This window comes from Chitinophaga sp. 22308, assembly GCF_052045305.1.
GTDB classification, from domain to species: Bacteria; Bacteroidota; Bacteroidia; order Chitinophagales; family Chitinophagaceae; genus Chitinophaga; species Chitinophaga varians_A.
The window spans coordinates 263,239-288,521 of sequence record NZ_JBQEOP010000002.1 but is presented as its reverse complement, the minus strand read 5'-3'; the positions used below and the strand labels follow the sequence as shown (position 1 = coordinate 288,521).

General features: G+C 53.9%; 13 protein-coding genes. 4 read left to right on the top strand and 9 right to left on the bottom strand.

The window, feature by feature from the left end:
• Window positions 1-26: 26 nt before the first annotated feature.
• The 4 genes from ACTJJS_RS07870 to ACTJJS_RS07855 form a co-directional block, all read right to left on the bottom strand.
• Complete coding sequence (locus ACTJJS_RS07870; RefSeq protein ID WP_440663210.1) at window positions 27-10,970, bottom strand: gliding motility-associated C-terminal domain-containing protein; 10,944 nt, start codon at window positions 10,968-10,970, stop codon at window positions 27-29.
• A 458-nt stretch (window positions 10,971-11,428) separates the two neighbouring features.
• On the bottom strand, window positions 11,429-12,148 hold the full coding sequence (locus ACTJJS_RS07865; RefSeq protein ID WP_440663209.1) for an SDR family oxidoreductase: 720 nt from the start codon (window positions 12,146-12,148) through the stop codon (window positions 11,429-11,431).
• A gap of 71 nt (window positions 12,149-12,219) precedes the next feature.
• Complete coding sequence (locus tag ACTJJS_RS07860; RefSeq protein WP_440663208.1) at window positions 12,220-13,161, bottom strand: helix-turn-helix domain-containing protein; 942 nt, start codon at window positions 13,159-13,161, stop codon at window positions 12,220-12,222.
• 8 nt (window positions 13,162-13,169) lie between these two features.
• The gene (locus ACTJJS_RS07855; protein ID WP_440663207.1) at window positions 13,170-13,913 is read right to left on the bottom strand and encodes a MarR family winged helix-turn-helix transcriptional regulator; all 744 of its coding nucleotides are present in this window, start codon (window positions 13,911-13,913) and stop codon (window positions 13,170-13,172) included.
• Between the two features lie 139 nt (window positions 13,914-14,052).
• On the opposite strand from ACTJJS_RS07855, the gene ACTJJS_RS07850 reads away from it, so the two are divergent.
• Window positions 14,053-14,562, top strand: coding sequence for a hypothetical protein (locus ACTJJS_RS07850; RefSeq protein ID WP_440663206.1), 510 nt, complete (start codon window positions 14,053-14,055; stop codon window positions 14,560-14,562).
• The gene (locus ACTJJS_RS07845; RefSeq protein WP_440663205.1) at window positions 14,549-14,686 is read left to right on the top strand and encodes a hypothetical protein; all 138 of its coding nucleotides are present in this window, start codon (window positions 14,549-14,551) and stop codon (window positions 14,684-14,686) included. Before ACTJJS_RS07850 ends, ACTJJS_RS07845 begins: the two co-directional genes overlap by 14 nt.
• Window positions 14,687-14,785: 99 nt before the next feature.
• Here the strand turns inward: ACTJJS_RS07845 and ACTJJS_RS07840 are convergent, their stop codons facing one another.
• Window positions 14,786-15,205 (bottom strand): DUF3995 domain-containing protein, encoded by a 420-nt coding sequence (locus tag ACTJJS_RS07840; protein WP_440663203.1) that lies wholly within the window; start codon window positions 15,203-15,205, stop codon window positions 14,786-14,788.
• A 67-nt stretch (window positions 15,206-15,272) separates the two neighbouring features.
• On the bottom strand, window positions 15,273-16,601 hold the full coding sequence (chrA, locus tag ACTJJS_RS07835) for a chromate efflux transporter (protein ID WP_440663202.1): 1,329 nt from the start codon (window positions 16,599-16,601) through the stop codon (window positions 15,273-15,275).
• Window positions 16,602-16,844: 243 nt separating this feature from the next.
• On the opposite strand from chrA, the gene ACTJJS_RS07830 reads away from it, so the two are divergent.
• Window positions 16,845-18,461: a DUF6138 family protein gene (locus tag ACTJJS_RS07830; RefSeq protein WP_440663201.1), complete on the top strand. Its 1,617-nt coding sequence runs from the start codon at window positions 16,845-16,847 to the stop codon at window positions 18,459-18,461.
• Between the two features lie 112 nt (window positions 18,462-18,573).
• On the opposite strand, the gene ACTJJS_RS07825 is transcribed toward ACTJJS_RS07830, so the two are convergent.
• From ACTJJS_RS07825 to ACTJJS_RS07815, 3 genes are all read right to left on the bottom strand, one after another.
• Window positions 18,574-19,950 (bottom strand): efflux transporter outer membrane subunit, encoded by a 1,377-nt coding sequence (locus ACTJJS_RS07825; RefSeq protein WP_440663200.1) that lies wholly within the window; start codon window positions 19,948-19,950, stop codon window positions 18,574-18,576.
• 24 nt (window positions 19,951-19,974) lie between these two features.
• Window positions 19,975-23,139, bottom strand: coding sequence for an efflux RND transporter permease subunit (locus ACTJJS_RS07820; protein ID WP_440663199.1), 3,165 nt, complete (start codon window positions 23,137-23,139; stop codon window positions 19,975-19,977).
• A gap of 85 nt (window positions 23,140-23,224) precedes the next feature.
• Window positions 23,225-24,367 (bottom strand): efflux RND transporter periplasmic adaptor subunit, encoded by a 1,143-nt coding sequence (locus tag ACTJJS_RS07815; RefSeq protein WP_440663198.1) that lies wholly within the window; start codon window positions 24,365-24,367, stop codon window positions 23,225-23,227.
• A gap of 222 nt (window positions 24,368-24,589) precedes the next feature.
• On the opposite strand from ACTJJS_RS07815, the gene ACTJJS_RS07810 reads away from it, so the two are divergent.
• On the top strand, window positions 24,590-25,228 hold the full coding sequence (locus tag ACTJJS_RS07810) for a helix-turn-helix transcriptional regulator (protein ID WP_440663197.1): 639 nt from the start codon (window positions 24,590-24,592) through the stop codon (window positions 25,226-25,228).
• Window positions 25,229-25,283: the final 55 nt, after the last annotated feature.

Here is a 25,283-nt window from a genome sequence, read left to right as displayed (position 1 = left end):
CTCTTTGTTTTTGGTTGCAAATGTACTTATCGCATTAGTTCGACCCATCCTTTGTATTTTCTTATACCTTGTTCGGTGCGCAGTTCCAGTATGTAATAATAGGTGCCTTCACTCAGTCCGTAGCCGTTCCACTTGTTGTCGTAGTTCTTGCTCTGGTACACCTGGTTGCCCCAGCGGTTGTAGATGTAGAGCGCCGAGCCCGGGAATTTGCTCAGTCCCGGTATGAAGAAGTTATCATTCTTACCATCACCATTCGGCGTTACCACGTTCGGAATGAAGATATCTTCCCCGGTCACCTTTATCGGGCCGATGACCGATGTATTGTCGCTGATATCGGGGTCTTTTTCATTGCCGCTGATGGTGGCCGTATTGGCGATGTCATCTGCGCTCATCAGTTTCACCGTGAAGGTAAGCGTGGCGCTGGCGCCGGCAGCCAGTTCCGGTATCTGCCAGTTGATGGTGGCGGCAGCAATATCGTATGTCGCCGTGCCTGCGCTGGCATTGAGCGTAAGCGGTCTGCCCAGCATGCTTTGCAGACGGTCCTGCACTACCACGCCGGTAGCCTTGTCTGGTCCGTTGTTAGTGGCAGTGATGGTGAACGTCAATACATCGTTCACACTAAACGGTGGTGTGCTGGTCAGCTGTTTCACCACTTTGAGGTTAGCGGATTTTTCCGTGTTGATGGTAACGATGGACGTATCCGGGATGCTCACGTCCGGCGGGCCGGTCACTACGGCGATATTGCGCACATTGTTACCGGGACCGGTGATCGTTACATCATAGCTCCAGGTGCGGGTTTCACCGGCCCGCAGCAGTCCGGCGTTCCATTGCAGCACACGGGTGGTGCTGTTGTAAACGATATTGCCGGAAGGCGGATTGCTGTACACCGGATCGCTGACAACGCTTGCCGGCGGCAGCGTATCCAGCACTACGACCGGGTTTACGCCGGCGGTGCCGGTATTACTGATCTGCAGCGTGTAGCTGATTACCTGTCCGATGTTGTAGGGACCGCTGGCCGGGCTTACGGATTTCACCACGTCCAGTTTTGATTTGGCGCGAACAAGCGTGGTGGCCGTGCTGCTGTTGTTAGTGCTGTCTTCATCTGCTGTGCCCGCAGGGGTGTTTACCATCGCAGTATTTTGTATGCTGCCAGGCGTTGTTGCGGTAGCGGTCACCTGCAATACCACTTTAGCGCCAACCGGGAAAGTGCCCAGCGTAGCATTCACGGTATTGCCATTTAACGCCGTCTGTACATTGGCCGCGCCGCCGGACACAGACAGTACCGTCACTGCCGGTTGTGTTAAAGCCGCAGGCAGTATATCCGTTACCGTTGCATTATCAGCGTTAGACGGTCCGTCGTTGCTGATGGTCAGTTGGTAGATAGCCTGGCTGCCGGTAAACACTTCCATCGGGCCTGTTTTCACCATGATCAGGTCAGTAGCGCTGCCGATGTTGCTTACCACTGTATTGGAAGGAACATCTTTACCTCCCATATTATTAAGTATGGCGTGGGCGGTGTTGCTGACACTGCCGGAAGGCGCATTCTGTGCCACCGTGCCCTTCACCTGGATGGTCAGGCCGCTGGTATCTGCTGCCGGCATATTCGCATTTACTTTCACATTACTGCCGCTACCAATGGCGCCGCTGTTGATAACCGTGCTGCGGAATGGCGCTGCGCTCCAGGTGACGTTGTTGAGCACAGACGGTATCAGGTCGGTAATATCCACATTGATAGCATCACTCGGACCACTGTTGATGACGCTGATGACGTAGGTCACCTGGTCGCCGCGTATCATAGTGGCCGGACCGGTTTTGCTGATCCTCACTGCCGACTGCGTCACCAGCCGGGTGGTAACGGTAGAAGATTCAGGCGTGGAGCCGGTTTCAGCCGGCGTCACGGTGGCGGTATTGACAATACTGCCACTGGCGTTGGCCGCCACATTGCCAGTAACGGTAACGACTATACTGTTTCCGCTGCCGGCCGGTATATCACCTGTCAGTGTGATGTTATTGCCGGTACCGGATGCCGGGCTTTTAATCACGGCGGTGCCGTTGCGCACCGCTTTCCAGCTTACCTGCGTAAGCGTGGCCGGCACCACATCTGTTACGGCGAAATTCACCGCATTGCTCAGGCCACTGTTGTTCACCAGTATTGTATAAGTGATCGGTTGACCGGCAGTAGCCGTAGCCGGGCCATCTTTCTGGATATGCAGTTTAGGCATGGCCGTTATAACGGTCTGCACCAGTGCTGACGTATCAGGCAGGGCACCGTTTTCTGCAGGTGTAATGATCGCGGTATTATTCAGCGTATCACGGAAGGACGGGCTTACCGTACCATTCACGGTAACGGTTACACTGTTGGAAGCGCCCGGCGGAATATTCACAGTGAGGCTCACCAGGTTGCCGGTACCGGTGGCGGCGCCAACGATCTGCGCATTACCTGCTGTCACGGCGCTCCAGCTCACGTTATTGACCGCCGCAGGCACCGCATCGAGAATATTCGCGTTGGTGGCCATACTGGGGCCATCGTTCTTCGCAATCAGTGTATACGTGATCGTTTGACCGGATTGTAATGCTGCCGGCCCGGATTTGGCGATCTGCACAGATGGTTTCAGTACTATTTCGGTTTCTATCTCAGATGAGTCGGGCTCATTGCCTGGTTCTGCCGGTGTTACAATACCGGTGTTGACAATCTCGCCGGAGAAAGTAGAATCCACCTTGCCCTGTATCATCAGCCGGAGCGTGCCGCCGGCGGGGATATTGGCCACTGCCTGTACATTATTGCCGGTTCCCGTAGCGCCGCTGGTGACTGTCGTTCCTGGGGTGGTGGACTGCACAGACCAGCTCACCTGTTTCACCATGGCAGGTACCTGATCGCTGATAACCGCCTGGGTGGCGTTGCTCAGGCCTTTATTAGTGATTTCCAGCCAGTAGCTGATCATTTCGCCGGCATTCAGTGCCTGCGGACCGCTCTTGCTGATGGTCAGTTCAGGGCGTTGCTCTACTACCGTGATTACCGGTGGTGTTACGACGGTAGGTGTCTGCGGGTCCGGAGAAGTGACGGTGGCCGTGTTGCTGATGGTATTGGTCGCATCGGCATTCAGGGTGCCGGTGACAATGATGGTGACACTGGCGCTGTCATTAGCCGGGATATCAGCAGTCACGCTGATCTGGTTGCTGCTGCCGGTGCCGCCGGCAGTAACGGTGGCGTTGCCGGTGGTGCTGGTGGTCCAGGTCACGCCGGTGATGCGGGAGTCGATCGTATCGGTGATATGCAGGCCACGTGCGAACGCAGGGCCGTTATTTGTTGCCGTGATCAGATAACTGATCTTGTCACCGGCAGTGATGGTAGCCGGGCCGCTCTTGCGGAGCTGCACGTCTGACTGTTTCGTCACAACGGTGTTGACCTGGTCATTCACGGTTGGTGATTCACTGCTGCCGGCAGAAGCCACGTTCAGCACATTGCCGGAGAAATCATCATTCAGTGTGCCCGTGATGGTGATAGCCACGCTGTTGCCGGCGCCACCAGGGATATCGGCCGTAGTGGCTACATTATTGCCAGTACCGCTGTATGGCCCGGTAACAGCCGCAGCACCGGTTACGACCGCCTGCCAGCTTACGTTTTCCACGGTGGCCGGCACCAGGTCGCTGATGTTCACGCCTGTTGCATCAGAAGGGCCGCTGTTGGTGACCACCACCTGGTAGGTAATGGTATTGCCTGCCTGCGCCTGCACAGGACCGCTCTTACGTATCTGCAAACCGGTATGACGGCCAACGGTGGTGGTGACCGTGCTGGTATTGTTGGCCGGGTTGTAATCGGTCACTCCGTTCACCGCCACATTTGCGGTGTTGACAATACCGCCGCTGGCAGCACTGCCGCTCACGGTACCACTGATATATACGGTGATGTAATTACCACTGCCGGCAGATAATTTACCGGGGATGATAATATTACTTCCGGCGCTGTCTATTTCCTGTGCGCCAATGACTTCCCCGGTGCCTGTTACCACAGCTTTCCAGGTGACATTGGTGATGGCAGCCGGTACCTGGTCGGTGATGACCAGTGACGGTGCGTTCATCGGACCAGCATTAAATATCTGCAGCGTATAATTTACCGTTTCACCGGCTGTCACCTGTTGCGGGCCGCTCTTCACGATGCTCACATCGGTGGACTGGTTAACGGTGGTGGTGATGGAACTTGTTTTGTTAGTACCTGCTGCCACCACCGCTGTATTGGTGAAGGTAGTATTGGATGTTGGGTTGACGATGCCATCCACCAGGATGACGATCATGTTACCGCTTCCCACAGGGATATCGGCAGTAGTGCTGATAGTATTATTATTGCCGGAAGTGGCTCCTGTTACGGTGGCAGTACCGGTCGCTGCTGCGCCCCATGAGGTAACCGTCACATCTGCCGGCACCTGGTCGGTGATCAGGGCGCCGGTAATATTGCCGGAACCGCCGTTGGTCACCACGATGCGGTAGTGGATGGAATCGCCCACATTCACCACGGCCGGACCGGTTTTCGCGATACGCACCACCGGATCATTGTCAGCCACAGTTGTCACTGTACTGGTATTATCCGACAGGTTCGGGTCTGTGATCGCGCTGCCGGCTGGCAGTGACACAGTGCCGGTGTTGATGATAGTGGTCCCATTTACAACAGCCGGACTGAGTACACCCGTTATCGTTACCTGCAGGATGCCATTGCCCGCCGGCAGATCGGCGGTAACATCCACATTACCGGTGCCACTGGCGGGTGTAATATTAGCTACGCCGCCGGTGCCGGTCACCACCCAGGTGCCGTTAAGCAATGTTGCCGGCAGTGCGTCCTGGATACGGGCACCCTGTACATTGGACGGCCCATCATTCTGCACCAGCAGGGTGTATTGCATCGGTTCACCGGCGCCCTGGTTGGCAGGCCCGCTCTTCACGATACGCAGGTTAGCCACCCGGTTGATGGTCGTTACCACGGAAGAAGTATCTCCCACCGGAGTGGCAAATGATGGATCATTGAGCGCGATGGCCACGTTCGTGATGTTCGGCAATGCATAGTCAGGATCTACTTTGCCATTTATCTGCACCGTAATTTTAGCGCCTGTGGCAACAGGGATGTTGCCCGTTACCTGTACGTCCTGCGTACCGGAAGCCGCGGAGGTCAGACTGGCGCCGCCTGAAGCAGTGGCTGTCCAGGTGGCGTTTAGTATGCCTGCAGGGATAGCATCTTTAATAGTGATGTTGTTGGCATCACTTGGGCCATTATTGATCACTTCCAGCGTATAGGCGATACTGTTACCCGCCGTGGTAGCAGCAGGACCTGTTTTATGAATTTTCAGGGCCGCCTTGCGGCTGATATTGGTAGATACATTAGAGCTTACCGGCGGCACATTAGGCTCTGCCGGCGTAGCTGTGGCGGTATTGGTGATCACCCCTGCAAAGTCGGTCTGTACCTTGCCCGCGATGAGGATGGCCACACTGTTGCCGCTGCCTGCCGGTATATCGGCCACCACATTCAACTGATTACCGCTACCGGTAGCGCCGCTGGAAATAACGGCCGTACCACTGGCGATGGCAGTCCACGTAGGATTGATGATCGTAGCCGGGATGGCGTCTGTGATCACGGCGGCCCGGGCGTCGCTGGGACCGGCATTTTCCACTTTTACACCATAAATAATATACTCACCGGCGCTCCAGTTGGCCGGCGCATTTTTCTGGATAATGAGTCTCGGCCGTTGGCTGATCACGGTAGTAATAGTATCGGAAACCGCTGGCGGTAACGCAGAAACCTGAGGATCGGCGGTAGCCACGTTTTTAATGGTGCCGGCAAGCGTTGCTGCCGGGATGGTACCGGTTACGGTTATATTCACGATGCCGGTTGTCACCGGAACATTGGCTATCACCTCCAGGCTGTTGCCCGTGCCGGCAGCGCCGGAGAGGATTGCCGCCCCGCCGGTGGCGGTAGCGGTCCAGCTGACGTTGGTGAGCAATGCCGGCAACTGATCGGTGATGACGGCGCTGAGCGCATTGGAAGGACCGGTGTTGGTTACGGTCAACAGATAACGCACGTTTTCACCGGCATTGGCCGTAGCCGGACCGGTTTTCACCACATGCAGCGATGGCTGTTGCACCACTGTCGTCACCACCGGTGCCGATACAGCTGGCTGGGCGCCTGCTTCTGAAGGTTGTGCCGTAGCAGTATTGGTGAAGGTGCCGGAGAAAGACGGATCAACAATACCGGTGATAGTCACCAGTACGCTGCTGCTGCCGCCGCCGGGGATGTTGGCATTCAGCTGCACCGCATTGCCGGTACCGGTGCCGCCGCTGTTGATCACAGCGCCGCCACTGGCAGTGGCAGTCCAGGTAGCCTGTGTCACCGCTGCCGGCACAAGGTCTTCAATAGCCAGGTTGTCCGCATTGGACACACTGGTATTGGTGACTGTCACGGAATAAGTGATACGTTCGCCTGCCTTGCGGGAAGCCGGACCAGCCTTGGTGATACGGATAGCCGGCAGTTTTTTCACCACTACGGTCTGTGTGGCCGTTACCGGAGGTACCGGCTCTGAAGGCGTGGCGGTGGCGTGATTGATGATATTGCCGGAGAAGCCAGGATCAGTTTTACCGGTGACGGTGATCAGCAGTTTGTTGCCGCTGCCCGCAGGTATATTGCCGGTCACCTGTACATTATTACCTGTACCGCTGCCGCCGGCGGTGACAGTGGCCAGTCCTTGTGCGCGGGCTGTCCATTGCACGCCGCTTAATGCGGAAGGTACCACGTCAGTTACCACCAGGTTCAACGCGTCTGAAGCGCCCACATTGGCCACTTCTATGGTATATGTGACGCTGTCGCCCGCCAGTACGCCATCCACGGCGGATTTGGTAATGGTCACCTGCGGCAGCCGTTTAACGACCGTTTGTTTGGTAGCGGTATCACCGGTGCTGCCGCTTTCGGAAGGCACTACGATGGCCGTGTTGGTCAGTGTCCCCGCGAAAGCAGGGTCCAGTTTTCCACTAACGGTGATCACTATATTATTTCCACTGCCGGCGGCGATATCTCCGCCGAGAGAGATATTATTGCCACTGCCATTGACACCGCTGGCAATAGTGGCATTACCGTTGGCCACCGCCGTCCAGGTCACCTGTTGCAGGGTGGCCGGTACCGCGTCTGTGATCTGCATGTTACGTGCATTGCTCGGGCCATTGTTGCCCACGGTAATAATATAGGACACCGAACTACCGGCAGTAGCGGTATCAGGGCCGCTTTTGCTGATAGTCAGCGCAGCTTGCGGCGTCACGGTGGTGACCACCTCATTGGAGGTCACTGGCGGGAAACCGGGTTCCGACGGGGTTACCACGGCAGTGTTACGGATAGGATAGTTTGTAGGCGGTAAAATGGTGCCTTGTACCACGATGCGGATAGTAGCTGTCGCCGCCATGTTGGCGGTCACGCTCAACTGGTTACCGGTGCCGGTAGCGCCGCTGGTGATATTGGCGGTGCCACTGATCACGCTGGCGGTCCAGCTGACATTGTACAGCGCGGCGGGGACCACATCGGTGATCGTGGTGGCAGTGGAATTGGAAGGCCCTTCGTTTTCCACATCTATCGTGTAAGAGATTTGTCCGCCCGGAATAGCTGTTGCCGGACCGTTTTTCACAATCGTGAGTTTCACGGTTTTCTGTACAGTGGCCACGTCGGTATCTGATACTGACGGCACGCCCGGTTCAGCAGGCGTAGCGGTGGCGGTATTGGAGAGCGTACCGGAATAATCGGCGCTGATAACGCCGGAAACACGGATGGTGATAATATTGGAGGACCCTGCTGGGATGTTGCCGGTCACCCTTATCTGGTTGCCGGTGCCGGAGCCGCCGGCAGTCACCGCGGCGCTGCCCTGTGCAGTGGCGGTCCATTGCACCTGTTGCACCGCAGCTGGTACTGCGTCGGTAATGACGGTACCTACGGCATCGCTCGGGCCGTTGTTGATCAGCGTGATGACGTACTGCACAGGTGTACCCGCGATGGCGATCACCGGCGTGGTGCGGCTCTTGTCTATCACCAGGCCCGGGGTGCTGCTGATAATAGTATTGGTGGTATTAGAGTTGACACTGCCTACGGACGTTTCGGTGGGCGTAACAGTGGCCACGTTGTCGATGCTGCCGGTGGCGCTGGCATTCACGGTACCGGTTACACTGATATATACCTTACCGGTATCGGCGGGCGTGTCACCACCGGGATAATCTGCCACGATACGCAGGTTGTTGCCGGTGCCGGTGGCACCAGAAATGATGGTTGCCTTGCCGGTGGCGGTGGCGGTCCAGCTAACATTGGACAGCTTCGAAGAAATGACGTCTGTCAGCACGGCAGCGCGGGCATCACCTAGTCCGGTGTTACGGGCAATGATGCCGAAAGTGATGGCTTCTCCCGCAACAGCCGTAGCAGGGGCGCTTTTCGCCACTTCAAAATAAGGTCGGCGTATGACCGGCACCGTTACAGTGGCGGTAGCCCCGTCAGGGTCAGGCACCACTGGTGATACTGCCGTTACGGTATTGGTCAGGTCCCCATCAAAAGAGGAATTGATTTTCCCGGATACGGTGATGGTGATGGTAGCGTTGCCGGTGGGGATATCTGCCGTTACATCAATATTGGTATTGGTGCTGTTGTTCTGGGTTATCTGTGCCGCACCTGTATTCGTCACGGTAACGCTGCTGGCTGTAAATCCGGCAGGCAGCGGGTCAGTGATCTTCACACCAGTGGCGTTGCTCGGACCGGCGTTGGTGATCACGATACGATATACGAGGGGTTGGCCGGCGATATAAGGGCCTTGCTCCAGTATTTCTTTCGTGGCCTGTATGTTAGCGCGACTAACATAGGTAATGGTCACCTGGTCGGGCAGCGGCGGACATACATTGTTAGTAATAGTCCACGCCAGCGTAGCGCTGGTATTGGGTGGTATGGTGATCGTCGTATGTGGGTCGTTTACATCTGCGATCACCGGGTTGCCGCTGATCACTACCCATTTGCCGGTGCCTACAGACGGTGTATTGGCCTGCATGTGGAAGATACCGGAATTGTACTGGGTAGAGTCTGGGCCGGCATCGGGCAGGGTGGTATTGCCATATTCGGTCACCTGTAAATCGGCGTATGACGGCGGACAGGCGCCGCTGGTGATGGTCCAGCGGAACACATAAGTGCCGGTTACCAGTCCGGACACGTTGGCGTTGGGCAACTGACGGTTGTCGAACGTAGCAATGCCCGGGCCACTTACCTGTGTCCAGGTGCCGGTACCGTTGACAGGCGTGTTACCGGTAAGGGTGGTATTGCCAGTGCCGCATAGTTGTTGATTGGGGCCTACAGCAGCTGTGGTAGGTGTAGGGCTGATATTCAGCGTAACCGGATAGGACGCCGAACAACCAGTGGCCTGATGTGTGAAAGTAAGGGTAAAGTGATAGGTACCCGGCGCCACATTGGAAGGGATCACCACATTGATCGGGGAACCGCCCAAAGTGGCGTTGGTAACGGGACTGAAGCCTGGCATGTCTGCTGACGTAATACTGAAGGCATTGGGATTACCGGATGTTACAGTATAGGGGATGCCGAATAAAGGAGTACCCTGGCATACAGGGTTCACCGCGCCTACGTTGACAACGATATTGGGATTGACGATGACCCGGAACGGATTAGAGGCGCCGGCACCGGAGCATCCGCTAACGGTGGCGGTTACCCGGTAATAGCGGCTGGCGGTGAGCGCGCCGGTGTTCAGGGTGGCGCCGGTCTGCCCGGGCACGGCGGTCCAGCCGCTAACGCCGTCAGCGCTGGTTTCCCAGGCATAAGTGAAGCCGGAAGTTGGGGTACCGGTACCTGCTTTGGGCGTAACGGTGGCCGTCAGCGTAGCACTGGTATTGTAACATATCGTAGAAGGCCCGCCAATGCTGGCGGTATAATCGATCACTTTCAGTTCTGCCGGGTTAGACACCACGCGGCAGCTAACGTTGTTCATTTCCGCCATGCCGCCCGCTGCCACCACACGGTATTCAAAACCTGCCTGGGCGTTGGGAACGCTGAACGTATACTGGTTGTTGCCAAGGTTGTTGATCACCCCACCATCATTGGCCCAGGTGGTGGTGCCCAACGCCCTTTTCTGTAGCTGGAAATAATAGTTGGAATAACTTCCGGCGGGGAGGCTTACGGAGAAACCACCGGTGCCGCCGGCACAAACCACGCCAGTAGTCTGACCGAAAGATATTGGAGGGCCGCAAGCCGCAAAGGCAATATCATCAAGCGCCAGGTCATTACCATTACTGTTGGGGGTATTACTGAAAATACGGAGGATCACCGCGCTGGTAGTAGACGGCATTTGAAAAATGCCCGCCTGCCGCACCCAGGTGCCTGGCGACTGATAGGGTACGGACCCGGTAGACACTGATGCAATCGGCGCACCATTGGGATTATTGGCATCCATGATATCAAAACGCAGGCTCGGCTGTGCTACACCGAAGGAGGGATTGATGTTCATGATCCAGGCGGAGAACTCAAAAGTGGTGCCTGCGCAAAGGCCGGTGATGGTGCGTTCATAGAACTTGTCGGGGGTGGCATTGGCATCCACCACCATACAAAAGCCGCGGCCGTCGGTACTGGTATGGTCCGGCCGGTCCACGAAGTAAGTATTATTATACCCCCGGGTGGTGTTACTGATGGTATACTGGCCGGGATAAGGGCCGGTAGGCCTGGACCCTACGCCGGGCGCGTAATAGGTGTAGGTGGTGATGCCTGCCGGCAGCGGAGGGCCCAATGTTGGTTTGACAGCCGAAGCCGCCTCGCCAAAGGTCTCCTTAAAAACCGGATCGCCTAAAGAGCCGGTACATTGCTGGGCTTTCATCTCATGCGTGGCCAACAGCAACAGCAGCACGCAACACAATTGTTTTACACAGGAAACAGCACTCTGAACATTTACAAAAATGGACAGCTTCTTTACCATAATAGCTGGGTTTGTACAATAACTTGGTTTCATTGCCGGGGGATTCCGACATACTTACAGCAGACGGGAAATAATGGCTTTTGCCAGGTAATAACAGGACAAAAAAAATCCTGCGAATGCCCGATTGCATCCGAAATAGTTTTGCTGCGCTATATGCATGTCGGTCCTGAGAATTCGGGGATGATACCTGCCACTACATACATCGGCTCCGCTGCAGTATCATTGCAAATACTACAACAGTAAAAAAGGGATTATGTTCAAAGGAGAGAATAAGTTTCCGGGGCTTAACGATTAACCATCAACGTGGTAATGACAGGTTTTCTGTTATGGGTAGTTTCCATTCCTGACCACTGTTCCGCAAAAGCGGTGTCTGCTGTTGAAAGGCCTGCGTGGCAAGGGTGTTCGGGATTATAAATAAACAGGTCAGGGGTGACAATGTACCCCTGACCTGTTATTGATCACAGGCTGAAGCCACCGTCGCAACGGAGGATAGTGCCGGTAGTGTTGCTGTTGCGCATCAGGAAGAGCACTGCTTCGGCGATGTCGGTGGCAGCAGCCACTTTGCCGGTAGGCAGCTGGTCGGCATAGGCCTTGAAGGTGTCTGCCTTGGCATCTGCCGGCAGGAAATCCCACCAGGGCGTGTCCACCACGCCGGGCGAAACAGCGTTGATCCGTAAGGGTTGCAGTTCTTTCGCCAATCCCGGCACCATCAGTTCAATGGCGCCGTTGATGGCGGCCAGTCCGGATGTACCGGGACTTTTAGCAGTGGCGCTGATGGCGGTGATCATGGTAATGCTGCCACCGGGCCGCATATAGGGCAGCGCCGCCTGTAAGGTTTGCAACTGGGGCCAGAACTTGCCTTCAAAACCGGCCCGCAGATCGTCCAGCGACAGGTCTTTGAACATACCGGCGCCTTTGGCGCCGCTCAGGGCAATCACCAGGTGGTCGATACTGTTTTGCGCAGCAAAGAACTGATCGAGGGCGGGACGGTCGTTACCGTCCACGACTGCCGTTGCTGCCACGGGAAAGGCTTTAGCCGCCTCCTGCAAACGTTCGGCAGCACGGCCGGTGATGGTCACATGGGCTTTTTCAGCGGTCAGTAAAGCGGCAGTGGCCAGTCCGATGCCGGAAGAACCACCGGCGATGATTATACGGGAATTTTCAAATGAAGCAGACATATTGTGTTTCTTTTATGCTGTAAAATTGGCGCATAAAAGACAGAACATCGTTAACCGGATGCTGCATAAAATTAACCGGATACGGCATTTTTTCTGAAAGTCAGCGGCGTAAGCCCCGTCTTCTCTTTAAAAAAGCGGTTAAAACCCGCAGGGTCGCTGAATTGCAGCCGGTCGGAGATACCGGCGATAGTGGTGTCCGTATAACGCAATGCCGCCTTGGCCTCCCGTACCAGCATGTCTGTAATGGCTTCAGAGGCGGTATGACCGGTATGTTCCCGGATAGCCCTGTTCAGATGGTTGGGCGTAACGCCCAGCATGGCTGCATAATCCGCCACTTTGCGTTTGGTGAGGAAATGTTCACTCACCAGTTTCCTGTAACGTGGCACGAGGTAAGCGGGCTTGTTATCCCGTTCGGTGACGTCGAAGCCCTGGCGCAGATAGCTGCGTTTCAGCTCCAGCAGCATCAGGTACAGGTACATCCGCACGGCTTTATCATGGCCGGACTGGTGCCGTTGCAGCTCTGCGTTCATCCGTTCGGCAAAATCCACGGTGATCTCCAGTTCTTCCGGCAACAACTGCATAAACGGCTCGCCGGCAAAGGCAAAGAAGGGAAATTCCACCGGGATACGGTCGGGCGCAATAATATCTTCCAGAAAACCAGGTTCAAACAACAGGTAATAACCAAAGGCATCATCGCTCAGGCCCCGCTTACTGAATATCTGCCCGGGGAAAGTGAAGCTGATGGTGCCATTACCATGAGTAAAGTCTTCCAGTCCCAATTGTATTTCAGTGGTGCCGCGCACGGAGATGCTGATACGGTAATAGTCCGATTTCAGTGGGCCCATTTGTGCCCGCACGCCTTCGCTGGAATACAGCTCAAAGCCCTTTATACGCGCGGACGGGGCGAGATTATTGTACCCAAACGCGGACGGGTTGCCGGGCACGCGGTGCAATTGCCGGGATTCTTCCAGGCCGTATTGCGGTATTTCTTTGACAGAGGAATGGGCAGGCATTTTTCAGATTATTTATACAGTGACCGGATAATATCGTCAATAGGCTCTTCTTTGCGGCGTTCAGCGAGCATTTTTTCCCGCTGCTTCACCAGTTGAGCAAAAGCGTCCCCTACTTCCATCAGTGCAGCCTTGCCGTAACGTTCCACCAGGATATCATCCAGTTTCCGGTGCCGGCCTTCGGCCAACAGTGGCCGGCTGCGGGCATGTACCTGACCGATGATGCGGATAAGCGCCTGTTTGTCTTCTTCTTCCACATCATGGTACAGGATATAGGACACTTTGAATAAACTGCTGCCTATTTTATGCAGCAGCGTATTCCCTTTTTCTGTAATGTTGATCAGCTTCGCACGCTTGTCGGCCGGATCGCTTTTCTCTGTAATAAGGGCCTTCTTTTTCATCCTGTTAAGGATGTCGATGCCGGTGGACTGTTCCATCATACAGAGACTGATAATATCTGTTTTCCTTGCTTCTTTTTTGTATTTGATGATATTGAGCAGATAAAACCATTCCAGTTCGATATCGGGCCACTCCTTCATCATGATTTTAGCATAGATGGTGTGCATGCCGCTCATCCTGCCAATCAGTTCAGAGATAAGGCCGTCCATGTCGGGCGCCGGGCTTTCTTTGGATTTGTCCTTCTTTTTCTTTGCCTGTTTCCGCAGGTATTGCGCGCAAAAGTCAGTCACGGCAGGCTTGTCAGCCTGACCGGCATATGCTTCCCACGCTGCTATCAGTTCCACTAAAGGAGTCATCTTTAGAAATATTTTATTGAAAAATCAGTTATTTTAAAATAAAACGAATTCGGTATAATTAAAAACGAATTCGTTGTTTTTGCAAGAAAAATGTTCTTTCTTTGTAAAGATAAAGAACGGAACCGTAATAAATCAGTTTATGCAAATACTACTCGAACAATTAATGTCCGACTGTCAGGCGGCACCGGTACAGGCCACGCCTGCACTCACCGATCTGGCGGCATTACTGGAAAGACATGCCTTGAATAAGTATGAAGATCCTGCCGGGTCAGCGAAACTGGCGCACCGGCCTGATCTGTCGGCGCTGCTGTTGACCGCTGCTGACGTGACCAGCCTTAAACATTTTCTGTTTTTTATGTTGATGAATTACCCCGACAGGGCTGCCGCAACAGCGCGTTGCCTGAAGAAATGCTACGACCCTGCATTAACCACCGGTCTGTGTCAGGCGATAGCACTCTACTGGCAGCAGGACGATGCCGCCACCACACAGCTCACGGATGCCATCAGCCAATCGCAGGGGTTTGGCCAGTTCAGCGAAACGGTGCTCACCTGGTTCAAAAAACTGGCTATGGAAGGTCTTCCGGAAACCAGGAAAGATATGGCCCAAAAATTTGCCTATTACCGTAAATTCTACCATGTACAACTTTAGTATCGTCGCCGTCATCATCAGTATCGCGGAACTACCGGCCCTGCTCATCGCCGACCTGCTGACAGAAACAGTCCAGCTGTTGCAGGAGCTTGGCTCAGCGCTCGCACCGCTGCCGCAAAAATAAAAACGGAAAATACAACGGGCCCGTTGTACCTCTTCCATCGCCTTGAAAGCCCTGTCAACACAGGCCCCATACATCTCACTATCGTTAAACGGAAACCGCCTATGGCCTCGTCGCCAGCAGGCACAGCACACACAATACGATACACAATGGCGTAAACAGCAGCATGTCCTTACGGGCGAACGGCGTTGTTTTTACCTTGCGGAAAAGGCCCACATATTTAAAATCGCCGATGGCCCGCAAGGCAAAGATGGCAGCGATGCCCCTGGTGGCCCATATCACCACGGTACGGTTTACCAGCTGGTCAAAAACACCGGTATTGGCAGTCAGCACCAGCGCAAAAAACAGCAACCCGAACGCCACGACAAAAGTGCCCGCAGCACCGGGGTTTAACATTGGCTCTCCGGCAGTATTGACTGGCACCACTTTTCCTATGCCCCAACGGCCGCCGAAAGCCCAGTAAAAATGTATAGCGGAAATAATTACGAAGATGGTGGCCGCCACCACAGCAGGTAGTAACATACGACAGGATTATACCGCAAATGTAGGTGTTACCGGTACACGCCCAACTGATAAATATCAGGATATTTTATTTGGCCAAGAGGTAATGAAGTCCGCCGAAACACAGGCTCATGCCAATCAGGTAAACTACGTTTAGCCGGTACCGTATCAACAGAAAAAGCGATAACAACATCCAGCACAAAGCGGAATAATCCAGGTTGCCGAATGTTACCCCACCGGGGAACAGCACATCTTTCCCCAGGAAGAGCGTCAGGTTCAGGATCACCCCTGTGACCGCAGCGGACACGAAGCCCAATACGCCGGCAATCGATTTGTTCTCCTGTGTTTTCCCGATCAGCGGCGCGCCGGCGAAAATGAACAGGAAACAAGGCAGGAAAGTATAAAAGGTGGTGGTCAGCAATCCGAGAGTGCCCATCCACAATGATCCGCCAAAATGATTATAGCCCGCCATAAAACCCACATAGGACAATACGATGATGAGCGGCCCCGGCGTGGTTTCTGCAAGGGCGAAACCATCTATCATCTGCATATTGCTTAACCAGTTGAGCTTCCCCACACTGAACTGCGCCACATAAGGCAGCACCGTATAAGAGCCTCCCACCGTCACAAAAGCCGTTTGCGTGAAGAAAAGCACCATGCCTTTCCAGAACCGGAAATCTTCCGCCAGCCAGAAAAAAAGCGCAAAAGGCAATATCCACAACAACAGCGCCACGCCTGTCTGTTTGCAGAGGCGCAGCATCACATTCCCGGTGGCCGGCGATTTCGTATATCTGTTGAGGTAATACCCCTGCTCTTCAGCCACCATTGCTTCTTCCTCACGACCGTCCTTTTCCACCAGCGAAGGCCGTATATAGCGCACCAGCACCGCTATGCCGATAGTACCGGCAATGATCGCCAGCAGGGACAAATTGAACCAGAATATGCCTATAAAGGCTGCTGCCGCCAGCACATAGTGCAGCGGCGTGTGCAATGCCTTCTGCCCCACCCTTATCATGGCCAATATAATAATGGCTACCACTGCAGGCTTCAGGCCATTAAACATGGCGTAAATCCAGGGCACGTTACCATATATCACATACATCATGCTCAACGCCAGCAGGATAAACATGGAGGGTAACACAAACAATATTCCCGCGGCCAGTCCGCCTTTTTTACCATGTAACTGCCAGCCCACATAGGTGGCCAGCTGCTGTGCTTCCGGCCCGGGCAATATCATACAATGGTTGAGCGCATGCAGAAAGCGGCTGTTACTGATCCATTTCTTGCGGTCCACCAGGTATTCATGCATAATGGCAATATGCCCTGCCGTACCGCCACAACTGATCCATCCCAGTTTAAACCAGAACCCTAGCGCTTCCCCGAAAGAAGGCCGCTGTTGTTGATTGTTCACATTCATATCTCTTGCATCGTTTTTTTCCAGTGGCACCCCAAAAAATCCCCTGCACCTGCTGTTAACAGATGTGGTGGAAACTATTCATATATTGTTACAGAAAACTGAGATTCATGCTGTATCCGCTGCCGTGCATGGCTTTTTTGAGCAGTTGTAAAGATACGAAAACCCCTCCCCTTATGCAACCCTTATTTCGCTATTTTTCGCTAATTTGCCGCCGATTCAACATTGTCATTCAAATTAACCCGCATGGAGAACCGTTTCGAAACGATTGTCAACGATATTACGACCGCCACCAGTCAACTGCTGCAAAAAATAAACGCTTCAAAAGACGCTGTCAGTATTGTCAAACGCACCACCTTACAGGCAGGCGTACACGATTATGCCCGCTTTTTTTACTACAAAGGCCAGGTACACTGTTTTATGGACGACGGCGGCAGTGACCGCCCCGATGTGAAATATGAAGGCACTGATTTCCCCAATGCGCCGCTTACCAAAGAAGAGATCGATCAACTGCTGCCATTGTTACAGGAGAAACTTACCGCGCTGTATCTCTCCTACGACGACAACCCGATACTCGACTATCAGTTTGAGATAGATGGTAAATTCAGGATAGACGATAAATTCTACCAGCTGCCGGTATTGAGGACCAGCAGCGAGGTAAAAAAAACAAAGCTCCGGCAGGCCATCGATCAATATCTCACCCAAAAAATCCATGAGGGACAATATCCTACCAAAGAACTGGAAACCTTTTTCCTGGCCAAACACCTGATCAACCCGGTATTATACCCGGAGACAGATGTACCGGGCGTCATCGCCATTTTTGAGAAAATCAGAACACTCAATAAACACAAGAAGGAATCCCAGCAACAACATCAGCACCATATTACCTACTCCCTGCGGAGATGGGCTGAAGATATATTTTTGCCGGTCTTTTACAATGTTCATAAACCCGCCTGGGGACTACCGGAATTTGCGTTAAAGGAAAGCCATGAAAGGTCCGCGCCGCCGGACAACCTGCTGGACCTGCTGGTGTATGCCGGTGTGAGCATCATCCGCTTTGAGCCTAACTACAGCCGCAGCACCGGCGTTGGCTTTATCGAAAAAGCAAAAGACCTGGGCAGCGCCAAAGCCGCCCAGGTCCTGAAAAAAGGCAGCGGCACCTTCAGCGATGCCGACATCCAATACAAGGACGCGGACGTGACCTGCACGGCCAACGACGTATTCGCCACCTTCGAAATCAACTTTAAAAACGAGACCGAAACGGCCTACGGCAAGGCGCTGGACTTTATCTGTCACCTGTTGGAGAAAGGCTTTCCACCGAGCTACGAAATCAAGTGCAAGTCCAAAGCAAAAAACCTGCTTCCCATTAAAGGCCTGGGCAAATCCGCCACACAACGTTTCTTCGCCAACGCGCTGCAATACCCTGCACTTTTCCCGCAACTGGAAAAATATGCACAACTGGCCATCCGCCATGAGTATGAATGGTACGAAGACGTGGAAGCGGAACAATGCGCGCGGCCCGGCACCTACGCCGTATTCGGACTGGCGCTGGCTGACGCCCGTTATTTCCCGTTGCTGCAACAGTACCTCGATACGGTAGATGATGAACATCAGTCTGTACAAAATCATTTCCTCGTGCAGTTCATACAACAGCACGGCATAAACGCCGGCACTATTCCCACCATCGTGGACGTACTGCGGTGCGCACAGGATATCAAACCTATTAAGGAATTAAAAGCGCTGGAAACGCCGGAAAATATGGAACAGCTGAAAAGCTATGTCAGGTCCCTTGAACTGGAGTCTTATGAAATAGACCACCTGTCGTGGTTTATCTGGAAAGGGAAGAAAAAACTGGAACTGTGATAAAAACCGGCACAGGGATTATAGCGGAATAACCTGTCTGATATCATTCAAAAAACATTCACTGGTAACGCTGTTCATCTTTGCTATAATCCCTGTGCCGGCCTTTATGGTACTACTTACCGCCAAGGGCGCGGTATAAGGCGATCACCGCCTGCCATTGTTGCAACTGATCATTGATACTTCCTATCTGTGCGCTCAATAAATTCTGTTCTGAAGTCAGCACGTCTGTGTAGTTGGTGCTGGAACTATAGCGCAGTAATTCTTTGGTGAAGTCCACCGCTTTTTCAAGAGATGCCAGTTGTTTTTCCCGGCTTTCTTTTTTCTCGGAAGCGGACGTCAGCGAGTAGAGGGCGTCCGACACTTCTTTTCCGGCTGTCAGCATGGTTTTGCTGAAGTTGTACAGGGCCTCCTGTTGCCTGGCCTGTGCGGTGGTTAGCCTGGCTTTGTTCAGGCCACGGTTAAAGATGGGCTGCGTTAATCCGCCCACCACGTTGCCAAACAGGCCGGCATCGGTGAACCACTGACTGAAGTCGAAGCTGGTAAAGCCGCCTGCGGTGATATTCAGCGATGGATAAAAGGCCGTACGGGCAACGTTGGTATTTTCAAAGGCGTTGCGGAAGGCGTATTCCGCTGCTTTTACATCAGGGCGGTATTGCAGCAGCTGCGCCGGAACACCTGTGGACAGGTCCTGTGGCAGCTGTTGCGTGGTGATACTGCCACGGGCAACAGGGCCCGGCGGCAGCGCCAGTAATATCGAAAGGGCGTTTTCTGTTTCCCGGATCTGTCTTTTAACATCGGGGATAGCCACCGCGGCGGCGTATTGGTTAGCTTCGCTTTGTACTACCGCAGCGCCGTTCACCACGCCGGCAGCTTTCAGCTCTTTCATACTGCTCACATCTTCTCCCCTGTAGGCCAGTGTTTGTTGCAGTACCAGCAGTTGCTGGTCCAGTGCCAGCAATAAATAGTAAGACGCCGCGATATCTGCTACCAGGCTGCTCTGTACGGCCTGTTGCGCGGCCACGGTGCCCAGCAATGCCGCCTGCGCCGCTCTTTTGCCGCTGCGCAGCTTACCCCATATGTCTGCTTCCCAGCTGGCGGCCACGTTCACATCATACTGCGTGGCGCTGTTGATAAGGCCATATCCCTGCGGGAAGGCCAGCCGGCTTTGTTTAACAGAGGCGTTGGCATTTACGTCAGGAAAGAAGGCCAGCTTACTTTGCTTCAGTGCTGCCTGCGCGGCCACTATGCGCTGCATGGCTATACGTAAATCGAGGTTTTCGCGGATACCGCGGGCAATCAGCTGCTGCAACAGCGTATCGGTAAAAAAGCTCTGCCAGGGCCTTGCTGCAATAGTATTGGTATCGCTGCCTTGTGTACCGCGGAACAGATCTTTAGTGTCCACCTCCGGTGACCGGTAAGGTTTGGTGATCCCGCAGGCGGCCGCCAGCGTCACGAGTGCCAGCAGCCAGATATATCTCTTGTGTATCATTGTTACTTTTTTATTGCTCAAAAATTAAACGGCCATTTCTTCCAGTTCCTCTTCCTGCTCTTCCAGTTTCAGATGAGGGGCACCACCGATGCGCTCCTGTAATGCCTGGAACATGACGAAGAGCGCCGGTATTACAAACACGCCGAACACAGTGCCGATCAGCATACCGCCGACAGCTGCCGTACCGATGGAGCGGTTGCTCAGCGCACCTACGCCGGAAGCCAGCATAAGGGGCAACAGTCCGAAAATGAAAGCGAATGATGTCATAAGGATGGGCCGTAAACGGGCCGACGCACCGGATATGGCAGCGCGTACCAGGCTTAACCCGCTCCTGCGGCGCTGTATGGAGAACTCCACTATCAGGATCGCATTTTTGGCCAGCAGCCCTATCAACATAATAAGACTGATTTGAAGGAATATGTTGTTGTCCAGTCCGGCCAAACGGGCAAAGGCAAACGCACCGGCCAGTCCAATAGGCAATGACAGCAACACGGCGAAAGGCAGGATATAACTTCTGTATTGGGCGCTCAGCAGGAAATACACAAACAACAGGCATAGTACGAAGATGAGCAACGTCTGGCTGCCGCTGGAAATTTCCTCCCTGGTAAGCGCGCTGAAGTCAAAGTCCGTGCCTCTCGGCAACGTGCTGGCGGCCACCTCGCGGAATGCCTTAATAGCATCACCGGAGCTGTAGCCTTTATTGGGAGCGCCTGTTACGGCAGCGGAGGTATACAGGTTAAAACGGTTGATGAACTCAGGACCGCTGGTTTTCCGTAACGTCAGGAAAGCAGATACCGGAGCCATTTCACCCTTGTTGTTACGGACGAATATTTTGTTGAGGTCCGCTTCTTCTGCACGGTAGCGGGGATTGGTTTGCAGCATGACTTTATACTGTTTGCCGAAACGGTTGAAGTCAGATGCATAGATGCCGCCAAGGTATCCCTGGAGGGTACGCAGCAGTCCGCCCACGTCCACACCGGCTTCCTTGCAATGCGCCACGTCCACCTGCACTTCGTACTGCGGCAGATTGGTATTGAACGGCGTAGCGGCGTACATAATCTCCGGACGTTTGTTCAGCGCTTCCATGAATTTATCCACGGTATTGCCGAAGTCTTTATAGCTGCCGCCGGTCCTGTCCAGCAGCTGCATTTCAAAACCGCTGCTATTACCAAAGCCCTGCAGGGTGGGCGCTGCAAAGAAGATGATCTGCGCGCCCTTGATACCGGCTGTTTGCGCAAATAGTTTTCCGACAAGGCTGTTGATATCCTGTCCTGGTTTGGTCCTTTCTTTCCAGGGCTTCAGGGCGATGAACATGGCGCCGTACGAACCACCGAAACCGCTGATGAGGTTCATGCCTGCCAGGCGGGAGGTCACCGCTACTTCCGGCATGGCCCGCGCGATGCTGTCTACCTGGTCAGCTATCCGGGTGGTTTGTTCCAGCGTGGATGCCGGTGGCAGGATAATATCGCCGTAGATGGCGCCGGAATCTTCATTGGGCACAAAGCCGGTGGGCGTGGTCCTCAGGAGGAACACCAGGATGCCGGCGAATACGGCGATAGCTCCCAGCGCCAGCCACTTGCGTGCGATCAGTAATTTTACAATGCGTATATACCTTGCCGTTACCACATTAAAACCAGCGTTAAAAGCGTCGTAAAAACGCTGTAACAGGCTTTTCTTCACGTGGCCGTGTTTGTCGTGCGGCTTCAGCAGGATGGCGCACAGCGCGGGGCTGAGCGTCAGCGCGTTGACAGCGGAAATAAGAATGGCCACCGCCAGGGTAAGGCCAAACTGCTTGTAAAATACGCCCGCAGAACCGGTGATGAACGTCACCGGTACAAACACCGCTGACATGATAAGCGTGATAGACACGATGGCGGTGCTGATTTCACTCATGGCATGCATCGTGGCTTTGCGTGCCGAACGCGCGCCCTGGTCCAGCTTGGCGTGTACCGCTTCCACCACTACAATGGCATCGTCCACCACGATACCGATAGCCAGCACCAATGCAAACAGCGTGAGGAGGTTAAGCGTAAAACCGAATATCTTAAGAAAGAAGAAAGTCCCGATAATGGCCACCGGCACTGCGATGGCCGGTATCAACGTGGAACGGAAATCCTGCAAAAAGATAAACACCACGATGAACACGAGGATAAACGCTTCGAAGATGGTCTGTATCAGCTTGGCGATGGAGGCGTCCAGAAAATCGTTGGCGTTGATGAAAACAGCCAGTTTCATGCCCGGAGGGAAATTGGCTTTTGCTTTTTCCAGTACTTTCTCCACCTGTTGGATCACCTCATGGGCATTAGAGCCGGCCGTCTGGCTCACGGCGCCGCCGGAAGAAGGGTAGCCTTGCGAGGTGAGGTCAGTAGCGTAGTTGAAAGCGCCCAGCTCCACATCGGCCACGTCTTTGAGGCGAAGCAGCTGCCCGTTGGCCGTAGCGCGGATGACTATGTTTTCAAACTGTTCCGGTTTTTCAAGGCGACCGGTATATTTCAATACGTACTGGAACGTTTTTTTACTGTTCTCTCCCAGCTTGCCGGGAGCCGCTTCGATGTTCTGTTCCGCGAGCGCGGCCACCACGTCATCGGGCACCAGGCCATAGGAAGCCATTACATCGGGGCGGAGCCAGATGCGCATGGAATAAGCCTGGTCGCTCCATACCTGTACGTCGCCCACGCCGGAGATTCTTTTCAGTTCGGGGAGGATGTTGATACGGAAATAGTTGTCCAGGAAGTTTTCATCATATGATTTGTTTTCGCTGTAAAGCAGGAAGCCGTACACTTCACTGTTCAGTTTTTTTGTGGTGGTGATACCGGTTTTGATGACTTCCGCCGGCATCAGGCCGGTGGCCTTGGCCACTCTGTTCTGCACGTTTACCGCCGCCAGGTCTGGGTCTGTGCCTTGTTTGAAGTTGACCGTGATCACCGCCGAGCCGTCGTTGCTCGCCTTGGAGGTCATATAGGTCATATGTTCCACGCCATTGATCTGTTCTTCCAGCGGGATGATCACACTTTTCATCACCACGTCTGCGTTGGCGCCCTGGTAATTGGCCGTCACTTCCACAGTAGGCGGTGCTATTTCAGGATATTGTGAGATGGGCAGGGAGACGAGCCCCAGCACGCCCAATATCACGATGATAATGGAGATAACGGTAGACAGTACCGGGTTATCGATAAATTTTTTAAGCATACGATCTTTTTTAAAAGGACAAAGCAGTAGCTACCGGTACCAGCGTGTAGCCGGTACCGTTTGTAATAAATCCGCGGGGCGATGATTAACGCGTAGCCATAGCAGCGGCCACCGGTTTTATTTTCGTCCCGTCTTTCAGGGAGCCGATGCCATCGGTGATGATCTTGTCGCCGGCCTGCAGGCCGTTGCTGACGATATAGGCGTCGCCGGAGGAGCGGTCGCTCACTGTGATTTCCCGGGAGCGGGCAGTGCCGGCGACGTCTACAGTAAAGACAAATTTTTTGCCCTGCATTTCATATGTTGCTTTAGCCGGGACCATGAGCGCGTTGCTGACTGGCTGAACAATGCGGATGGTAGCGCTGCTGCCGCTGCGGATGAGGCCTGCCTTGTTGGAGAAGACCGCACGCATGCTGATAGCACCGGTGGCATTATTGATAAGGCCACCGGTAGTTTCCACTTTTCCCTTTTCCGTGTATTCGTTACCGTTAGCAAGCACCAGTTGCACCGGTGGCAGTTGTTTCAGCTTAGCGTCCAGTGTTGTGTTGGCATCTGTACCGGCGAGGTCCAGCAGTTGTTTTTCCGTGAAAGAAAAATACACGTGCACATTGGCGATGTCAGAAAGAATGGTGAGCGGTTGATCGCTGTTAGGCGCCACGAGGCTGCCGATTTTATAAGGCAGGGTGCCGATCACGCCGTCGGCCGGACTGTAGATGGTGGTGTAGCCGAGATTGACGCGTGCGTTTTGCAGGCTGGCCTTAGTCTGGGCGAGTTCCGCTTCGCGGGCTTGCAGCGCCAGTTCAGCAGCTTCCAGCTCGTAGTTGCTGACGATTTCTTTTTTCACCAGCGGCGTTACTTTACGTACCTGCATGCGGGCGGTGTTGACAGCCGCTTCGGCGCTTTTGATGGCCGCCTGGGCGGTGAGCACTTCCTGTTCATATTGAGGCGCATTTATTTTAAAGAGAAGCTGCCCTTTTTTAACGGTGGCGCCTTCGTCTACCAGTATTTGGGCCACATAACCGTCTACTTTCGGCCTTATTTCTATGTTCTGCTGACCGCGTACAGTAGCGGGATAGTCCGTATGAATGGCCGTTTCCGATGCATGGAGCGTCAGTACGGGGTAAGGCTGCGGTTCATTGCCATAACCGGCTTCAGTATGGCCGCTGCTGCAGGCTGTCAAAACAGAAAGTGCCACTAGGGCAGCAGCGGGGAAAGTTAATGTTCGTTGCATGTTATCATGTTTTTATGATGCTCCGGCGCATAAAAGCATAGCGATGCCATTCCGCAGCAGCAGAGCTGCAGCAGTGTTGCTTGCCAGTCTTGTATGGGCATGGGAGTGAAGGCTGGTTACCCACGCCTTGTCAGTACAGGAGCGGATTTCCGGCCATTGAATTGTTTATCTGATGCAAAAATAGTAAATTTGTGAATAAACCAAATAAACACTTTGTTTATTATGAATAATATTTTACAGGAGAACGAAAGAGCGTTGTGGATATTGAAGACCAGGGGGCCTCAGCCTCTGACAGTAGTCGCCGAAGCCCTGAACATAACAGTGGAGGGCGCACGTTTTCAACTCCTGAAACTGAGCAGCGAAGGGCTGGTGGAAGCATCCAACGTATCTAAAGGAAGGGGCAGGCCACAGCAGATATGGTCACTGACCCAGAAGGGGAACAGCCGTTTCCCTGACTCACATGCGGAACTGACGGTGCGCCTGATCAACACCATCAGGGACACGCTGGGGCCGGAAGCGCTGCAGGCGGTCATCAATAACAGCAAAAAAGCGGGGCTGGACAAGTATCTGCAAGTCACCGGAAGCGAGAGCACGCTGGAAGGCAAAATCAACAAACTGGCCGAGACGCGGGACGCTGAGGGATATATGGCCACCTGGGAAAAAGACGAAGATGGGTATATGCTGATAGAGCACCACTGCCCTATCTGCGTGGCTGCGGAGGTTTGCCAGGGTTTCTGCTCGGCCGAGCTGGAAACATTCCGTGAGGTGATGGGTGAAGGAGCGGAAGTAAAGCGGGTGGACCACCTTTTGTCGGGCGCCAGAAGATGCGCGTACCGTATATCTCCCAAAGGGGAACAATGAGTTTATTGAGGGCTGGTATTGATTTTTAACTTATCTTGGCCGCATAGCAGCTTAT

Coding starts and splice junctions, on each gene's coding strand:
- ACTJJS_RS07810 (WP_440663197.1), top strand. CDS start 24,590: ATGAATAATATTTTACAGGAGAACGAAAGAGCGTTGTGGATATTGAAG.
- ACTJJS_RS07845 (WP_440663205.1), top strand. CDS start 14,549: ATGTACAACTTTAGTATCGTCGCCGTCATCATCAGTATCGCGGAACTA.
- ACTJJS_RS07840 (WP_440663203.1), bottom strand. CDS start 15,205: ATGTTACTACCTGCTGTGGTGGCGGCCACCATCTTCGTAATTATTTCC.
- ACTJJS_RS07855 (WP_440663207.1), bottom strand. CDS start 13,913: ATGACTCCTTTAGTGGAACTGATAGCAGCGTGGGAAGCATATGCCGGT.
- ACTJJS_RS07865 (WP_440663209.1), bottom strand. CDS start 12,148: ATGTCTGCTTCATTTGAAAATTCCCGTATAATCATCGCCGGTGGTTCT.
- ACTJJS_RS07830 (WP_440663201.1), top strand. CDS start 16,845: ATGGAGAACCGTTTCGAAACGATTGTCAACGATATTACGACCGCCACC.
- ACTJJS_RS07825 (WP_440663200.1), bottom strand. CDS start 19,950: ATGATACACAAGAGATATATCTGGCTGCTGGCACTCGTGACGCTGGCG.
- ACTJJS_RS07815 (WP_440663198.1), bottom strand. CDS start 24,367: ATGCAACGAACATTAACTTTCCCCGCTGCTGCCCTAGTGGCACTTTCT.
- chrA (WP_440663202.1), bottom strand. CDS start 16,601: ATGAATGTGAACAATCAACAACAGCGGCCTTCTTTCGGGGAAGCGCTA.
- ACTJJS_RS07870 (WP_440663210.1), bottom strand. CDS start 10,970: ATGGTAAAGAAGCTGTCCATTTTTGTAAATGTTCAGAGTGCTGTTTCC.
- ACTJJS_RS07860 (WP_440663208.1), bottom strand. CDS start 13,161: ATGCCTGCCCATTCCTCTGTCAAAGAAATACCGCAATACGGCCTGGAA.
- ACTJJS_RS07850 (WP_440663206.1), top strand. CDS start 14,053: ATGCAAATACTACTCGAACAATTAATGTCCGACTGTCAGGCGGCACCG.
- ACTJJS_RS07820 (WP_440663199.1), bottom strand. CDS start 23,139: ATGCTTAAAAAATTTATCGATAACCCGGTACTGTCTACCGTTATCTCC.